The organism is Streptacidiphilus sp. EB129, from assembly GCF_041262645.1.
Lineage (GTDB): Bacteria > Actinomycetota > Actinomycetes > Streptomycetales > Streptomycetaceae > Streptacidiphilus.
Genome location: NZ_JBGCCS010000002.1, coordinates 49183 through 64782, shown reverse-complemented (window position 1 = coordinate 64782; position 15600 = coordinate 49183). Strand labels below are relative to the sequence as shown.

At 73.3% G+C, this 15600-nt stretch carries 13 protein-coding genes; 7 read left to right on the top strand and 6 right to left on the bottom strand.

The window, feature by feature from the left end:
• Nucleotides 1-2 precede the first annotated feature (2 nt).
• The 3 genes from ABH925_RS02540 to ABH925_RS02530 form a co-directional block, all read right to left on the bottom strand.
• Entirely contained in the window at nucleotides 3-1817 is a 1815-nt protein-coding gene (locus ABH925_RS02540) for a 3-hydroxyacyl-CoA dehydrogenase family protein (protein ID WP_370145054.1), read from the bottom strand.
• A 293-nt stretch (nucleotides 1818-2110) separates the two neighbouring features.
• Nucleotides 2111-2641, bottom strand: a complete 531-nt coding sequence (locus ABH925_RS02535) for an NUDIX domain-containing protein (RefSeq protein WP_370145053.1) — start codon at nucleotides 2639-2641, stop codon at nucleotides 2111-2113.
• A 39-nt stretch (nucleotides 2642-2680) separates the two neighbouring features.
• The gene (locus tag ABH925_RS02530) at nucleotides 2681-3520 is read right to left on the bottom strand and encodes a class I SAM-dependent methyltransferase (protein WP_370145051.1); all 840 of its coding nucleotides are present in this window, start codon (nucleotides 3518-3520) and stop codon (nucleotides 2681-2683) included.
• A gap of 138 nt (nucleotides 3521-3658) precedes the next feature.
• On the opposite strand from ABH925_RS02530, the gene ABH925_RS02525 reads away from it, so the two are divergent.
• On the top strand, nucleotides 3659-4099 hold the full coding sequence (locus tag ABH925_RS02525) for an SRPBCC family protein (protein WP_370145049.1): 441 nt from the start codon (nucleotides 3659-3661) through the stop codon (nucleotides 4097-4099).
• Between the two features lie 268 nt (nucleotides 4100-4367).
• On the opposite strand, the gene ABH925_RS02520 is transcribed toward ABH925_RS02525, so the two are convergent.
• The 3 genes from ABH925_RS02520 to ABH925_RS02510 are packed head-to-tail and all read right to left on the bottom strand — an operon-like array spanning nucleotide 4368 to nucleotide 6082.
• Complete coding sequence (locus ABH925_RS02520) at nucleotides 4368-4694, bottom strand: hypothetical protein (RefSeq protein WP_370145047.1); 327 nt, start codon at nucleotides 4692-4694, stop codon at nucleotides 4368-4370.
• Nucleotides 4657-5484: a helix-turn-helix domain-containing protein gene (locus ABH925_RS02515; RefSeq protein ID WP_370145046.1), complete on the bottom strand. Its 828-nt coding sequence runs from the start codon at nucleotides 5482-5484 to the stop codon at nucleotides 4657-4659. The genes ABH925_RS02520 and ABH925_RS02515 overlap by 38 nt, the downstream gene beginning before the upstream one ends.
• A 49-nt stretch (nucleotides 5485-5533) precedes the next feature.
• Nucleotides 5534-6082, bottom strand: a complete 549-nt coding sequence (locus tag ABH925_RS02510; RefSeq protein WP_370145044.1) for a gluconokinase — start codon at nucleotides 6080-6082, stop codon at nucleotides 5534-5536.
• A 5-nt stretch (nucleotides 6083-6087) separates the two neighbouring features.
• On the opposite strand from ABH925_RS02510, the gene ABH925_RS02505 reads away from it, so the two are divergent.
• The 6 genes from ABH925_RS02505 (at nucleotide 6088) to ABH925_RS02480 (ending at nucleotide 15525) form a co-directional block, all read left to right on the top strand.
• Nucleotides 6088-6483: a FadR/GntR family transcriptional regulator gene (locus tag ABH925_RS02505; protein WP_370145042.1), complete on the top strand. Its 396-nt coding sequence runs from the start codon at nucleotides 6088-6090 to the stop codon at nucleotides 6481-6483.
• A 154-nt stretch (nucleotides 6484-6637) separates the two neighbouring features.
• Nucleotides 6638-9130, top strand: coding sequence for an MFS transporter (locus ABH925_RS02500; protein WP_370145040.1), 2493 nt, complete (start codon nucleotides 6638-6640; stop codon nucleotides 9128-9130).
• A 178-nt stretch (nucleotides 9131-9308) separates the two neighbouring features.
• On the top strand, nucleotides 9309-10496 hold the full coding sequence (locus ABH925_RS02495; protein WP_370145038.1) for a glycosyltransferase: 1188 nt from the start codon (nucleotides 9309-9311) through the stop codon (nucleotides 10494-10496).
• Between the two features lie 201 nt (nucleotides 10497-10697).
• Entirely contained in the window at nucleotides 10698-12206 is a 1509-nt protein-coding gene (locus ABH925_RS02490; RefSeq protein WP_370145036.1) for a sugar transferase, read from the top strand.
• 5 nt (nucleotides 12207-12211) lie between these two features.
• Complete coding sequence (locus ABH925_RS02485) at nucleotides 12212-13594, top strand: O-antigen ligase family protein (protein WP_370145034.1); 1383 nt, start codon at nucleotides 12212-12214, stop codon at nucleotides 13592-13594.
• Nucleotides 13591-15525 (top strand): lipid II flippase MurJ, encoded by a 1935-nt coding sequence (locus ABH925_RS02480; protein ID WP_370145032.1) that lies wholly within the window; start codon nucleotides 13591-13593, stop codon nucleotides 15523-15525. The genes ABH925_RS02485 and ABH925_RS02480 overlap by 4 nt, the downstream gene beginning before the upstream one ends.
• Nucleotides 15526-15600: the final 75 nt, after the last annotated feature.

Here is a 15600-nt window from a genome sequence, read left to right as displayed (position 1 = left end):
GCTCACCGCCGCGCGTGGTCGCGAAAGCCACGCCCCGTCTTGCGGCCCAGGCAGCCCGCCGCCACCAGGTGCTCCAGCAGCGGTGCGGGAGCCAGGCCCGGCTCGCGGAACTCGGCGTGCAGCACCTTCTCGATCGTCAGCGAGACGTCCAGACCGACCACGTCCAGCAGCGCGAACGGGCCCATCGGGTAGCCGCAGCCGAGCTTCATCGCGGTGTCCACGTCGTCGACCGAGGCGTAGTGCTCCTCGATCATGCGGACCGCGTCGTTGAGGTAGGGGAACAGCAGCGCGTTCACGATGAACCCGGCCCGGTCGCCGCACTCCACCGGGTGCTTGCGCACGGTCGCGCACAGCTCCAGCACGGTCGCGGTGACGTCCTCGGCGGTGAGCACCGTGCTGACCACCTCGACCAGCTTCATGGCCGGCGCCGGGTTGAAGAAGTGCATCCCGACCACGTCCTGCGGACGGCCGGTCGCCATCGCGCACTGGATCACCGGCAGGCTGGAGGTGGTGGTCGCCAGCACCGCGCCCGGCTTGCAGATCTTGTCGAGGGTGGCGAACAGCTCCTGCTTCACCGCCAGGTCCTCGGCCACCGCCTCCAGCACCAGATCGGCCGAGGCCAGGTCCTCCAGCGTCCCGGACGCGGTCACCAGCGCCAGCGCCGCGTCCCGCACCGCCTCGGTGGAGCGGCCCTTGTCGACCATCCGCTGCAGCGACTTCGCCAGCGCCGCCTTCGCCCGGTCCGCCTTCTCCTGGCTGCGGGCCACCAGCGTCACCGCGAAACCGGCCTTGGCGAACACCTCCGCGATGCCGGTCGCCATCGTCCCCGAGCCGCAGACCCCGACGCTGCGCACGGTACGGCCGGCCACCCGCTCGGCGGCCGCGTGCTCCTCGGCCACCACCTGCGAGGAACCGGGTCCGGCGTAGGTGTAGAAGCCGCGCCCGGTCTTGCGGCCCAGCAGTCCGGCGGCCGCCAGCTGGCCCAGGATCGGCGCCGGGGCGTGCAGCCGGTCGTGGGACTGCGCGTACATCGCCTCCAGCACGGTCTTCGCGGTGTCCACGCCGATCAGGTCCAGCAGCGCCAGCGGGCCCATTGGCAGGCCGCAGCCGAGCCGCATCGCCGCGTCGATGTCCTCGCGGGTGGCGTAGCGCGACTCGAACATCGCCGCCGCCTGGTTGAGGTAGGCGAACAGCAGCCCGTTCACGATGAAGCCGGGACGGTCGCCCGCGGCCACCGGCGACTTGCCCAGGCTCCGGGCGAACTCCGCCGCCTGCTCGGCGACCTCGGTGCCGGTCAGCACCGTGCGGACCACCTCGACCAGCTGCATCACCGGCGCCGGGTTGAAGAAGTGCAGCCCGATCACCCGCTCCGGGCGCTGTGTCGCCGCCGCGATCCGGGTCACCGAGAGCGCCGTCGTGCCGGTGGCCAGCACCGTCTCCGGCGGGCAGATCCGGTCCAGCTCGGCGAAGAGCGAGCGCTTGAGCTCCAGTTGTTCGGGGACCTCCTCGATCACCAGCTGCGCCTCGGCGGCTGCACCGAGCTCATGGGTGACGGTGATCAGTGCCAGCAGCGCGGCGCGGTCCTGCTCGGTCATCCGTGAGCGTTCGACCGAGTGCGCGGTGGACTCCTCGATCCGCCGGAAGGCGGCCGTGGCGGAGGCCTCGTCGGCCTCGATGCCGATGACCCGGCGCCCGCTGCGGGCGGTGATCTCGGCGATGCCGGCACCCATGGTGCCCAGGCCGACCACGGCGACGACGGGGAAGTGCTGCGTGTGCGAAGGCTGGGAGTGCTCGGAAGGCTGGGCGTGCTCAGTCATGACAGGGAACTCCTCGGGGAGCGCCGCGCCCGTCGTTCCGCTCCGGCGGCCGCGCGGCAGGTGATGTGCGATGAGGGGGCCACGGCGCGACTGAGGTCACCGTGTGAAAAAAGAAGACAGCACTGCCGGGTCAGCTGGTTGAGATGACGGCGTGCCAGAGTGAACGTCCCAGAGAGAAACCTGAGAAAGACCGACCGACCCGTTGCTGCGGCTCCCGACGCCAACGGGGGTGGTGCGCACACTCTACCCGCCCTACTCGCCGGTAGGAAGGGGGCGCGCCGGAGGAGGGACGGTCAGCTCGTGCGCCACAGGGCGAGGCGCTGCCAGGCGGCGAGGCCGTCGGGGACCCACTGCCAGTCGCCGAGCCGCTGCGCCAGTTCGGCCTCGGTCAGGAAGGAATGCCAGGCGACCTCCTCGACCTGCGGCGCGACGGTGACCGGGGTGCGCGTCTCGTAGACGGCGGACCACCATGAGTGCTCCGCCGTCTCGTAGAGGAAGCGGAACAGCGGGGTGGGGGAGAGGCCGGTGACGCCCAGCTCCTCCTCCGCCTCGCGCCTGGCCGCCTCGTCGTAGGACTCGCCGGCGCCGACCACGCCGCCGACGAACATGTCGTACAGGGAGGGGAAGACCAGCTTCCCGGCGGTGCGCCGGTGCACGAAGATCCGGTCCTGCTCGTCCCGGGCCAGCACGAAGACGCAGCGGTGCCGCAGCCGTCGGGCGTAGGCCTCGGCCCGACGGGCCTGGCCGACGACCCGGTCCTCGGTGTCGACGATGTCCAGCAGTTCGTCCGCACTGCGGGGTTGGGGTGCCTGCGGTGTCGTCATGGCTGTCATCCAAGCACGCGGGTACGACAGCCGGACCCGTCAGATCCCGGGCCGGCGTGCGGTGGCGAGGAGGGCCACGGCGGGGAGCGCGACCGAGCCGTCGGCCGGGTGCGCGTACGGGGCGATCAGCGCTTCGTAGTGGCGTTTGACGGCCCCGGCGGTGGCCGCGTCCTGTCGGCCGATCAGCGAACCGGTGATCGGCGTTCCGGTGATCACGGCGGCCCACCAGGCGTCGGGATCGACATGGTGCAGCCACTCGACCCGGCGCGCGCAGGCGCCCGCGAGCCCCGCGTGCTCCAGCAGCTCGGCGAACGCGGCCGCGCGGTCCTCGGCGTCGGCCAGGAACGGACCGGAGGAGGGGAGGTCGGCCGGGTAGGGGATGCCCGCCGCGGCGATCGCCTCGCCGAAGACGGCGGTGGCGCGCATCGAGGTGCGCTCCCAGCAGGTCAGGGCGAGCGCCCCGCCCGGGCGCAGCACCCGGCGCAGTTCGGCCAGCCCGGCCGGGGGGTCACCCAGATGGTTGATGACGAAGTTGCCCACGATCGCGTCGAACGAGGCGTCGGCGAAGGGAAGCTCCGGCAGGACGGCCGTGTGTACGTCCGCGCCGGGGCAGGCGCCCGCCGCACGGGCGGCCATCTCCGGCGAGGCGTCGACGGCCGTCACCCGCGCCCCACGGGCGAGCGCGGCGGCGGCGACCACGCCCGGTCCGGTGCCGACGTCCAGGACCTCGGTGCCGGAGCCGACCCCGGCCGCGTCGAGCAGCGGCGCGACGGTGTGCGCGGTCAACCGGGCGAAGCCGTTCTCGTAGGCCTCGGTGCGCCCCGCCCAGCCGCGTCGTTCGAATGCGTCGAAGCTGGTGGCGTCCCACGTTGTCGTCATGCCGCGCATCATCGCAGGGCGGTGGAGCGGTTCGACAGCGGCCCGGTTCGACGGTGGCCCGGTTTGGCCCCGGGGCCGGGCGGTGGTTGGCTGGACCGCACGCATGTGAGCGCACAGTAAGCAGGAGGAGTACACACCATGGGCCAGGTATACGCGGGCACCGAGCGAGTGCTGGACGCCGAGCCGGAGCGGGTCTTCGACGCGCTGGCCGACTACCAGAGCACCCGGCAGTCCCTGCTGCCCGCCCAGTACAGCGAGTACGAGGTGCGCGAGGGCGGCAAGGGCGCGGGCACGGTCGTGCACTGGAAGCTGCAGGCCACCGAGAGCCGGGTGCGGGACTGCCTGCTCTCGGTCACCGAGCCCTCCCCGGGCCGGCTGGTCGAGACCGACGCCAACTCCAGCATGGTGACCACCTGGACGGTCACCCCCGCCGGCGAGGGCAAGTCCAAGGTCACCGTCGAGGCGACCTGGACCGGCGCGAGCGGCATCGGCGGCTTCTTCGAGCGCAAGTTCGCCCCCAAGGGCCTGAACCGCCTGCACGACGAGGTCCTCGGCCGCCTGGCCTCGTCCGTCGCCTGAACGCTCCGCGCCACCGCCGTCAGCGGCCCTGCCCGATGCTGTCAGGACAGGGCCGCCGAGAAGTCACCCCGAAGCTCGGAAGGCAGGCGTCGATCCGCGGGGCCGGGGTGTCGCCCCCAAGTACTTGCGCGATGTGGCCTGGCGCCGCGCCGGACGACGGGACGACCTTGCTGTCGAACAACCGTAGGCTCCGGATGCGGCCCCGCCCCGGTGCAGGACCGCAGGCGTTCCGGGTTCGTGGGGTCCGGTCAGTGCAGCAGGATGAGCGTCAGGCAGCCTGCTTGACCTCGGAGAGCAGCATGCGGAGTGTGAGGCTGTGTCGCTCGGGTGGGAGGGCGGCCAGGGCCTGTTCGGCGTAGGCCACGCCACCGGCCCGGTCTCCGGAACGAGCCAGCATGAGTCCCTTGTGCATCTCCAGGTGAGTGGCAAAGCGGGGCAGCGATGCGGGCAGGGTCTTCTTCGCTGCGGTTTGGGCGGCGATGGCACCGTGCTCGTCACCGAGTCGCGCCAGGAGCAGACTCTCGAACACGGACATGCGCCATTCCGGTACGGCGTAGTCAGACTGCTGCTCGTAGGAGCCGGCCGCGTCGAACACGCGACGACCTTGTTCCAGGAGGGCGAATGCTGTCTTCCGATCTCCTCGGATCGCGGCAACGTGCGCTTTGCCCATGAGTGCGTTCAACCGCCCGAGGGTCGGCTTGTCGGAGAGAGATCAGAGCCTGGTTGGCGAACTCCTCCGCCACCGGCAGCGCTGCGCCCTCGTAGCCCAGAGCGATGGCCGCGCGGCCCCGTACCCAGACCCTTGACGACAGGTCGCCGGATCGGTCAGCGGCCTCGGCTGCCATGCGGTACCAGTCGATGGCCTTCGAGCCTTCGCTACCGGGATAGGTCTTGCCGTGGACGGTCATGAGCTTGGAGGCGACTTCCCAGAGCCCGGGTGTCTCCAACTGTTGCTGCAGGACGACCAGATCCGCCGCCAGGCGCTTTTGGATGTCGGCCGCTCCGAAGCTCATGTAGTCCGCGCCGTACTGCTCCAGGGACGCCTGCCACGCGTCAACGGTCGGACGATGCTTCAAGGCGGCATCGAAGCCGTGCCGGATGAGATCGGATGCCGCGATGGGCGCAATGACCGTCGCGGCCGCGTCCGTCAGAAATGTTCGGCGCTTCACTCGTTCGCTCTCCAGAATCGACAACGGAACCTGCAATGCCGTAGCCAGGTGGCGCAGCCAGTAGGGGCCCGGAACTCGCTTGCCGCTTTCCCACCGCTTGACTTCGTCGCGGGTGACGGCAGCGTGGCCCGAGACGTCGCACAGTTCCTGAGCCAGCCGGCCTTGCGACCAACCGTGCGCCCCGCGTAGATCACGAATCAAGCAACCGATGGACATGCACCAATGATGGCCCCCGTCCTGGCCGCGTCGGCGGCCAGCAGGAGGGTCACGCGATGTCTCCGTTGACAGGGTTGCCAGAGGTGCCGGCGGGGGTGGGGAGGGCGAGCAGGCGGATCGCCGAGTCGACGAGCCGGTCGGGGGTGGGGCCCACGTCCAGTACGCCGCCGCGTTCGTCCGCCGTGAGCGGCTCCAAGGTCGCGTACTGGGAGTCCAGCAGCGAGGCGGGCATGAAGTGCCCGGTCCGGTGGTCGATGCGGTCGGCGACCAGGTCGTGGCTGCCGGCCAGGTGCAGGAACCAGGCGTCGGGGCAGGCGGCGCGCAGCGTGTCGCGGTAGCGGCGTTTCAGCGCGGAGCAGGTGACCACCCCGCCGGTGCCGTCCTCGCGCCGCTGGTGCAGCCAGGCGCCGATGGCCTCCAGCCAGGGCCGGCGGTCGGCGTCGTCCAGCGGGATCCCGGCCGACATCCTGGCGATGTTGGCCGGGGGGTGGAAGTCGTCGGCCTCCGCGTACGGGAGGCCGAGTCGCTCCGCGAGCAGCCGGGCGACGGTGGTCTTCCCGACGCCGGAGACGCCCATGACGACGACGGTGGGGTTCATCAGGTGTGCTCCCGGGGGTGGTCCTGGCGCTGGCGGCCGGGCAGGCGACCCCGGACCACTGCCGGGAGCTCAGCGCACTGGCCGTCGAGCTGACGGTCACCGCCCGCAGCGGCGACCTGGAGGCCTTCCTCCGCCATGACATCGCCTTCCACGCGCTGCTGCTGCGCGCCTCGGGCAACGAGATGTTCGCGCACCTCGCCGATGCCGTCGGCGCGGTGCTCACCGGACGCACCGAGCACCACCTCATGCCGCACCATCCGGAGCCCTACGCCGTTGCCCTGCACCGGGAGGTCGCCGACGCGGTCTGCGCCCAGGACCCGGCGGCGGCGGAGCGGGCGATGCGGGCCATCGTCGCCGGAGCGCTGGAGGAGCCGGCGCCGACGCTGGGCGAGAGCGCGTGAACGTGCATGCGAAGGGCGTCACGCAGGGGTGAATTGCAATTCGCTCTTTATCGACTTGGCGTCACATCCGTGCTGGTTGCAGCCATTCGACTGCATCGAACGGATGGTATGACCAGTTCGAGGCCGGTCGGTACGCACTGCAATGATCCGTGCCATGTCCGTGACCGAGGTCTGCCGCACGGCGCCGGCAGTCGCACCGGCTGTGTCGCCGGCCGTATCGCCCGCCGACGAACCGCAGTTGACGCCCCGCCGGCTGAGGCTGGTCTTCGCCGGTCTGATGCTGGCGCTGCTGCTCGCCGCGCTGGACCAGACCATCGTCGCCACCGCGCTGCCCCGGATCGTCGGCGAGCTGCACGGTCTGCAGCACATGTCCTGGGTGGTCACCTCCTACCTGCTGGCGTCCACCGTCGGGCTTCCGGTCTACGGCAAGCTCGGCGACCTGCTGGGCCGCAAGCCGGTGTTCCAGTTCGCCATCGTGGTGTTCCTGCTCGGCTCGGCGCTGTCCGGCTGGTCGCACAGCATGAACCAGCTGATCGCCTTCCGGGCGGTCCAGGGGGTCGGCGGCGGCGGACTGATGATCGGCGTACAGGCGATCATCGCGGACGTGGTCTCGCCCCGGCGGCGCGGCCGCTACATGGGGCTGATCAGCGCCGTGTTCGGGCTCTCCTCGGTCGCGGGCCCACTGCTCGGCGGCTGGCTCACCGATGGTCCCGGCTGGCGCTGGTGCTTCTACGTCAACCTGCCGCTCGGCCTGGTCGCGCTGGTCGTGACCGGCCTGGTGCTGACCGGCGGGCGCGCGCACGCACACGGCCGGCGGCCACGGCTGGACGTGACCGGTGCGCTGCTGCTCGCGGTCGTCGGCAGCTGCCTGGTGCTCGCCACCAGCTGGGGCGGTGGCCAGTACGCCTGGGGCTCGCCGGTGATCCTCGGCCTGCTCGGGGCCGCGGTGCTGGCGCTGCTGCTGTTCCCGCTGGCCGAACGGCGCGCGGCCGAGCCGGTGATCCCGCTGCGGCTGTTCCGCGACCGGGTGTTCACCGTGTCCGGCGGCATCGGCGTGGTGGTCGGGGTGGCCCTGTTCGGCGCGGCCAGCTACCTGCCGAGCTTTCTGCAGATGGTGGACGGCGCCAGCGCCACCGCCTCCGGGCTGCAGATGCTGCCGATGATGGGCGGCATCGTCCTCGCGTCGATCGGCTCGGGTCAGCTGATCAGCCGTACCGGCCGCTACCGGCTCTATCCGATCGTCGGCGGGGCGCTGTCCACGGCCGGGATGGTGCTGCTCGGCCTGCTCACCGGGCACAGCTCCTATCTGACGCAGAGCCTGGCCATGGCGGTGCTCGGCCTGGGGGTCGGGCTGGCACTTCCGGTGCTGGTGCTGGCCGTGCAGAACTCGGTCGAGGCACGGGACCTCGGCGCGGCCACCTCTGCCAGCAACTACCTGCGCCAGATCGGCGGTTCGGTCGGAGCAGCGTTGTTCGGCACCCTGTTCGACGCCCGGCTGGCCCATGAGCTCGGTCGGCGGCTGCCGCACACCGGCGGCCTGCCGCCGACGAACTCGATCACCCCGCAACTGGTCCGCGCCCTGCCGGGGCCGCTGCGCGCGGCCTATGTCGACTCCTTCGCGGCGGCGATGCCGCGGGTCTTCCTCTACCTGGCTCCGGTCCTGGCGCTGGGCTTCCTGCTCGCCTTCCTGCTCACGGAGAAACCTTTGGTCACCCACGCGGCCTCGCAGGCCACCGAGCCCCCGCCCGAGCAAGGCCCCCAGTCCGTCCCCCCTTCGGCGCCCTGGTCCGGTGGCGAGACCAGCCAGGAGCCGGCCGCCTTCGCGGACCCGGCCCCGGCGGATGACGCGTTCGTACCGCAGCAGCCGAGGACCGGCGGCACTCCCGTTGGCACCCCGGTCGGCGGTGCGGTGCTGGAGCCCGACCGCACCGGGGTGCCGCGCGCGGTGCTCACCCTGATCGACATGGACGGCCGTCAGGTCGCCAGGACCGGCAGCGGCGCGGACGGCCGCTGGGCGCTGGCCGCGCCGAGGGGCGGCAACTACGTGCTGATCGCGGCCGCCCCCGGGCACCAGCCGCAGGCGGTGACGGTCACCGTCGGCGGCCGGCCGGTGGACCTGGACGTGGTGCTCGGCGGCACCGGCCGGCTCTCCGGCGCGGTCCGCAGCGCGGAGGGGGCGCCGGTCCCGGGCGCCACGGTCACCCTCACCGACGCGCGCGGCGAGGTCGCCGCCAGTACCCACGCGGACAGCGACGGCGAGTACCACTTCCGGGACCTGGTCTGCGGCCGCTACACCCTCGCGGTGAGCGCCCGCGCCTACCGTCCCTCGGCGCTCGCGGTCGAGGTCGCGGCCAGCGGGGAGACCCGCCAGGACGTGGCGATGGCCGGCAGCGGGACCCTCCGCGGCACGGTCCGGACGACGGTCGGCCACCCGGTCGCCGACGCCCGGGTCACCCTGCTCGACTCCACCGGCACGGTGGTCGCGGCGGCGACCACCGGCGCCGACGGCCAGTTCCGCTTCACCGACCTGGAGCCCGGCGAGTACACCGTCATCGCCAGCGGCTACCCGCCGGTGGCGACCGCGCTGCGGATCGAGGACGGCCACACCGAGCGGGACCTGCACCTCTCGCACCGCCTCGACGACTGAGCCGCAGCGGGCCGGACAGCAGCGGACCGGAAAGCAGCGGGCCGGAAGGGGGCCCGAACGGGGCAGTCGCCCGGTGGTTACTGGTGCGCGGAAGGGTTCCCTCCTGGGGGTGGACTTCCTCCCCCCGTAGGGTGATCGGGTACCAGCGGTTCCGGCCGGGAACCATAGGTTCCCCTCTGTGCCCCTGACGATCCTTCACGTCTCCCAACCCGTCGACGGCGGCGTCGCCCGCGTCGTCACCGACCTGGTCCGCGGTCAGGCCGCGGACGGTCACCGGGTGCTGCTGGCCTGCCCGGCCGGCGGATCGCTGGCGGGTGCGGCGCGGGCGGTGGGCGCCGAGTGGCTGCCCTGGGCCGCGGTACGGGCCCCCGGGATCGGGCTGTCCGGTGAGGTGGCCGCGCTGCGTGCGCTGGTCGCCGAGGCCCACCCGCAGCTGGTGCACCTGCACAGCGCCAAGGCCGGACTGGCCGGCCGGCTGGCGCTGCGCGGGGTCTTCCCCACCGTGTTCCAGCCGCATGCCTGGTCCTTCGCCGCGCTCACCGGCCCGATGGCCGTGCTGGGACGGGCCTGGGAACGGTACGCCACCCGCTGGAGCGACCGGCTGCTCTGTGTCAGCGAGGCGGAGCGGGCCGAGGGCACCGCCGCCGGACTGCGCGGGCGCTGGGCGGTGGTGCCGAACGGGGTGGATCTGGACCGGTTTGACCCGGTGCGGTTACCCCTGCAGGAGCAGGCCAGGGAGATGCTCGGGCTGGGCGGCGCCGCGAACGACGGGCCGCTCGCGGTCTGCGTCGGCAGGCTGTGCCGGCAGAAGGGCCAGGACGTGCTGCTCCAGGCCTGGTCCGGGGTCCCCGGAGCGGTGCCGGGAGCGCGGCTGGCACTGGTCGGCGACGGCCCCGACCGGGCGGAACTGGAGGCGCTGGCGCTCGCCCTGCCGAGCCCCGGCAGCGTGGTGTTCGCCGGCCGTACCGATGATCCCCGCGACTGGTATGCCGCGGCCGACCTGGTCGTGCTGCCCTCCCGCTGGGAGGGGATGGCGCTGGTTCCGCTGGAGGCGATGGCCTCCAGCTGCCCGGTGCTGCTCACCGATGTGGCGGGCGCCAGGGAAAGCCTCGCGCCGGGGGAGTCGCCGGTGCCGGTGGAGAATTCCGACGCCCTGCGCGCGGCGCTGGTCGACCGTCTCGCGGACCCGGTGGCCTGCCTCAGGGTCGGTGCGGCGGCGCGGGCCCGGATGGTGGCGCACCACGATGTGCGGGTCACCCGGGCCCGGATCGCGGAGCTGTACCGGGAGGTGCTGGAGGAGCGGCGCGTTCCCACCCCGTCCGTCAGTGGAACCTCAAAGAGTCTGACAGCAAGAAAGTCTGACTAATGGTCATCAGTGTGAATGGCCACGTCGCCCGGGAAGTCGTTCAACTCGATTCTGTATTGTCGGAATTGCCTGCTTCATCCCTTTTGTCGCATTAGGAACTGGCAGTAGCGAGCACGATGCGGCAGCAGGTGCTACCTCGACCTGGCCCAGGTTTCGGGCGGGGCCTCGCCACGGGAACACAGCAGAGGAGTACGTGCGCGGATGACCACCATCGACAACGACGAACTGCCGCGGCCCGGCGGCTCCACCGGTCCGCGCACCGCGACGGTGCCCCAACTGCCGACGCAGGCACCACCGTTGGGCCGGGCCCCGGCGCACCGCGCGCCCCGGCGCGGCCGGTTCGCGGCCGGCGTCCCGGCCGCGCTGCTCGTCGTGGACGCGGTGTCCGCGCTGCTCGCCCTGACCGCCGCCGGGACCGGCGACCCGGGCGGGACACTGGGGTCGGCCGCCGTGATCCTCCCGGCGCTGGTGCTGCTGAACTCCTCCGGCGGCCTCTACCGGGTCCGGCTCGCCCCCTCCGTCCTCGACGAGCTGCCCGACCTGGCGGGCCGGGCCGCGGTCGCCCTCGCGCTGGCCCTGGCCGTGGACCGCTGCGCGCACGGGCTGTGGCTGTCCGCCGTCCCCTCCCACGCCCGGCTGCTGCTCGCGCTGCTCCTCTGCCACCTGGGCCTGGATCTGCTCGGCCGGGCCGCCGTGCACTCCGCCGTCCGCCGGGCCCGGCGCCGCAACCCCCGGCCCACCCTGGTCGCCGGGGCCGGCCACATCGGCCAGCGGGTCACCGCCGCGCTGCTGGAGCACCCCGAGTACGGGCTCCGCCCGGTCGGCTACGTGGACGCCGACCCGATCTTCCTCGGCGCCGACTCGCCGGTGCCGGTGCTCGGCGGCCCCGCGGTGCTGGACCTGGAGATCCCGGCCCAGGGCATCCGCGACGTCATCCTCACCTCCGGACGCTCCGACGACGCCGAGGTCGCACAGACCCTGCGGACCAGCACCCGGCACGGCTGCGACGTCTGGCTGGTCCCGGGCTTCCCCGGGTTCGGCGCCTTCGAGTACGGCAACCGGCGCCCGGCCGGCGGCGACCAGCTCTGGGGCTTTCCCTGCCTGCGGCTCGGCCCCAGCCCGATGCGCCGGCGGTCCTGGGCGGTCAAGCGCGCCACCGACGCCACCCTGGCCGGGATCGGCCTGCTGCTGGCCGCGCCGGTGCTGGCGCTCTGCGCGCTGGCGGTCCGGTACGACGCCGGTCCCGGGGTGATCTTCCGTCAGGAGCGGATCGGCCTGGACGGCCGGCCGTTCACGGTGCTGAAGTTCCGCACCCTCCGCCCGGCCGACGAGAAGGAGTCGGCCACCCGCTGGAACATCTCCCAGGACCACCGGATGAGCGCCGTCGGGCGCTTCCTGCGCCGCAGCTCGCTGGACGAACTGCCGCAGCTGTGGAACGTGCTGCGCGGCGACATGAGCCTGGTCGGACCGCGCCCCGAGCGCCCCTACTTCGTCACCCGCTTCACCCAGGCCTACCCGCAGTACCGCGACCGGCACCGCGTGCCGGTCGGCATCACCGGCTTCGCCCAGGTGAACGGGCTGCGCGGGGACACCTCGATCGAGGACAGGACCCGCTTCGACAACTACTACATCGAGAGCTGGAGCCTGTGGCAGGACGTCAAGATCCTGCTGCGCACGGTGGCCTCGGTGGTCCACTCCGACGGGAGCTGAATCCGGTGACCCTCCACAGCGCACGGTCACGCGCGCGAGCCCTGCTGCGCAGACCGAGCACGCTCGCCGCGGTGACGGTGCTGCTGGTCTGCGTCCCGCTGGGGAACCAGGACGTCACCGCGGCGGTGCACGTCACCCCCGCCGACGTCGCCTCGCTGCTGCTGGTGGGGGTGGTCGCGCTGTCCGTGCTGCGCGGCCGGACGCCGGTGGCGCTGCCGGGCCCGACCGCGCTGGTGTTCTCCGGCGTTGCGGTGGCGGTCGCCGCGGCGGCGGCCGCGTCGCAGGACCCGTCCCAGAGCCTGTCCGGCTTCGTCCGGATCACCCAGGTGTTCGTGCTGGTCCCGGTCGCGGTGCTGCTCAGCCTGCGGGACCGGGCCGATCTGCGCAGGGTGCTGGGCGCGCTGGTCGGCGCCGCGCTGACCGAGGGCGCGGTCGGCGTCGAGCAGTACCTCACCGGCACCGGCGCCTCCTACGACGGCGGCACGGTCCGCGCGGTCGGCACCTTCGGCGCGCAGGACGTGATGGCGATGTCCGCCGTGGTCAGCTACGGCCTGCTGGCCGCGCTCGGCCTCACCCTGGAGGCCCGGGCCGCCGGCCGCCGCCGCCCGGCGCTGCTGCACGGCGGCTGCGCGGCGGCGCTGCTGCTGCCACTGGCGCTGTCGTTCAGCCGGGGCAGCTGGATCGCCACCGGCTGCGCGGTCGCGCTGGCGCTGCTGCTCGCGGACGTCCGGCTGCTGCTGCGGCTGGCGTTGTTCGGGCTGGCGGCCGCCGTGGTCCTGGTGGGCGGGTTCGGCCTGGGCGGCGCCAGTGTCACCGCGCGGCTGGGCAGCATCGCCAGCGTGACCGGCGCGCCGGACCACTCCGTCAGCGACCGCTACGACCTCTGGACCACGGCCGGCCGGATCTGGCGCGACCATCCGCTCACCGGCGTGGGGCCGAAGGAGTTCCCGCAGTTCCGCGACGCGCACGCGCCGCTGCGGCTGTCCTCCGGCAGCGACACCGCCGGCGCGGGCGCCGGCTTCGCCCGCGAACCGCTGCTCTCCCCGCACAACATGTACCTGCTGGTGCTCAGCGAGCAGGGGCTGATCGGTCTGACCGCGTTCGCCGGGCTGCTGCTCAGCCTGCTGCTCGGCGTGGTGCGGGGAGCCGGCGCCGGTCTGAACGCCGCCCTGGTCGGCCTGCTGACCTGGCAACTTGTCGACTTCCTGTACGCGGACATCGGCGGGCCCACGACGGTCCTGGTGTCGGTGGTGCTCGGCCTCGCAGCCCAGGCCGGACTCGGCGCCCGGTCGAGCGCGGGCGCCGGTCCGGCACCCGTGCCCGCTGCGACGGCTGTGATTCCTGCGGTAGCCGTGACTCCTGCGGTGGTTGCGACGGTGGCGCTGTGACGCTGATCGAGCCCCGCCCGGCCGGCGGCGCGGAGGGAGCGGAGGGCACCGACGGCGCCCCCGCCCGGTCCGGCCGGGGCGTGCTGGCCCGGGCCTTCGGGATCACCGCCCTGCTCAGCATGGGCGGTTCGCTGCTGGGCCTGCTCCGGGACCTGCTGCTGGCCCGCTACTACGGCGCCGACCAGGGCACCGACGCCTTCCTGGTCTCCTGGACGGTTCCGGAGACGGCGGCGCCGCTGCTCATCGAGGACGCCATGGCCTTCCTCATGGTCCCGGCCTTCAGCGTCGCCCTGGCCAACCGCGGATCGGGCCCTGCGCCCATCGTCCCGGCCCAGGCGCAGGCACCAGCGGAGGCACCGGCACCGTCACCGTCACCGGAACAGAGCCGGGCGCCGGGTCCGATGCAGGGTCAGGGTCAGGCACAGGTGCGGGGGCAGGGCCTGGTGGGGGTCCGTACCTCGACCGCGGATCCGGTCCGCGAGCTGGTCGCGGCCACCCTCCCGCCGCTCGCGCTGCTGCTCAGCGTGCTGGCGGCGGCCACCGCCCTCGGTGCCCCGCTACTGGTCCACCTGCTGGCGCCGGGCCTGGCCGACCCCGGCCTGGCGGTGGTGTGCACCCGGCTCACCGCGGTCACCGTCCTGCCCTTCGGCCTCACCGGCTACCTCAGCGCCGGACTCCGCGCCCACCAGCGGTTCACCGGACCCGCCGCGGTCTACATCGCCTACAACACCGGCATCCTCTCGGTGATGGTGCTGCTGCACGGCAGCCTGGGGGTGCGGGCCGCGGCCGGCGGCGTCGCGCTGGGCAGCGTGCTGATGACGGCGGTGCTGCTGCCGCCGTTCGGCCGCCGCTGCTCCGCGCTGACGCCCCGTCGGCGCGGCCGTCGCCGAGGCGGTGCGAACCTCGCCATCAGTCCGATGGCGCTGCTGCCGATCGCGCTGTTCACACTGACCCGGCAGTCCCAGGTCTTCGTCGAGCGCTACCTCGCCTCCTCGCTCACCCCCGGCACCATCTCGCACCTCAACTACGCCGAGAAGGTCGCCCAGATGGCGATGACGCTCGGAGTGATGGTCTGCACGGTGACCTTCCCCGTGGTCGCCAGGGCGCTGGCCGAGGGGGACTTCGAGGCGGCCCGGATCCGGGTCGAGAAGGACCTGGGCCTGATCGGCGCGGTGGTACTGGCCGGGACGTCGGTGCTGCTCGGCTGCGCGCCGCAGCTGGTCGACCTGCTGTTCCAGCGCGGCGCGTTCACCACCAGCGACACCGCGGCGACGGCGGCGGTGATGCGCGTCTACAGCCTCGGCCTGCTGGGCCAGGCGATGGTGGGCGCGCTGGTGCGGCCGTTCTTCTCGGCCCGCCCGGCGGTGACCTTCGCCGGGCGGGCCGTCCGCGCCCGCAGCGACTGGTACCCGCTCGCGTCGATGGCCCTGGGACTGCTGCTGACCGCCGCCGTCGGGACGGCCACCGCGCACAGCCTCGGTGCGCCGGGCCTGGCCGCGGCCAACGCCGCCGGCATCAGCGTCACCGCGGTACTGCTGCTGGCCGGGTTGCGGGCGCGCGGGGTGCCGGTGCGGATCCACTCGGTGCTGCTGGAGCAGGCACGGCTGCTGGCCGCGGCTGCCGTGGCCACCCTCGCCGCCACCGGCGCCGCCTCGACGGCGGGTGCCGATCCGCTGCCGGCGGTACTGCTCGGCGGGCTGGCCGGTCCTAGCGCGTTCCTGCTCGCCGCGGCGGTGCTGCGCGCACCGTCGGTGCTGACGCCCCTGGCCGCGCTCGCCGCCCGCGTCCGCCCCACCCGCTGTACCGACGACGGCCGCACCGATGACGGCCGCACCGGCCGGGCCACCGACGACGGCCGCCGCTCCGACCACGGCGGCGGCCCCGACGACTGCCTGGACACCGACCTGGAGGAGGGCGGCCGTGGCCGCTGAGCCCCTGCACCAGCAACGCGCCGAAGCGTCCGTCACCGGTGCGCCGCCGTCCGGCCGGCCGGAGGTCGACCCGGC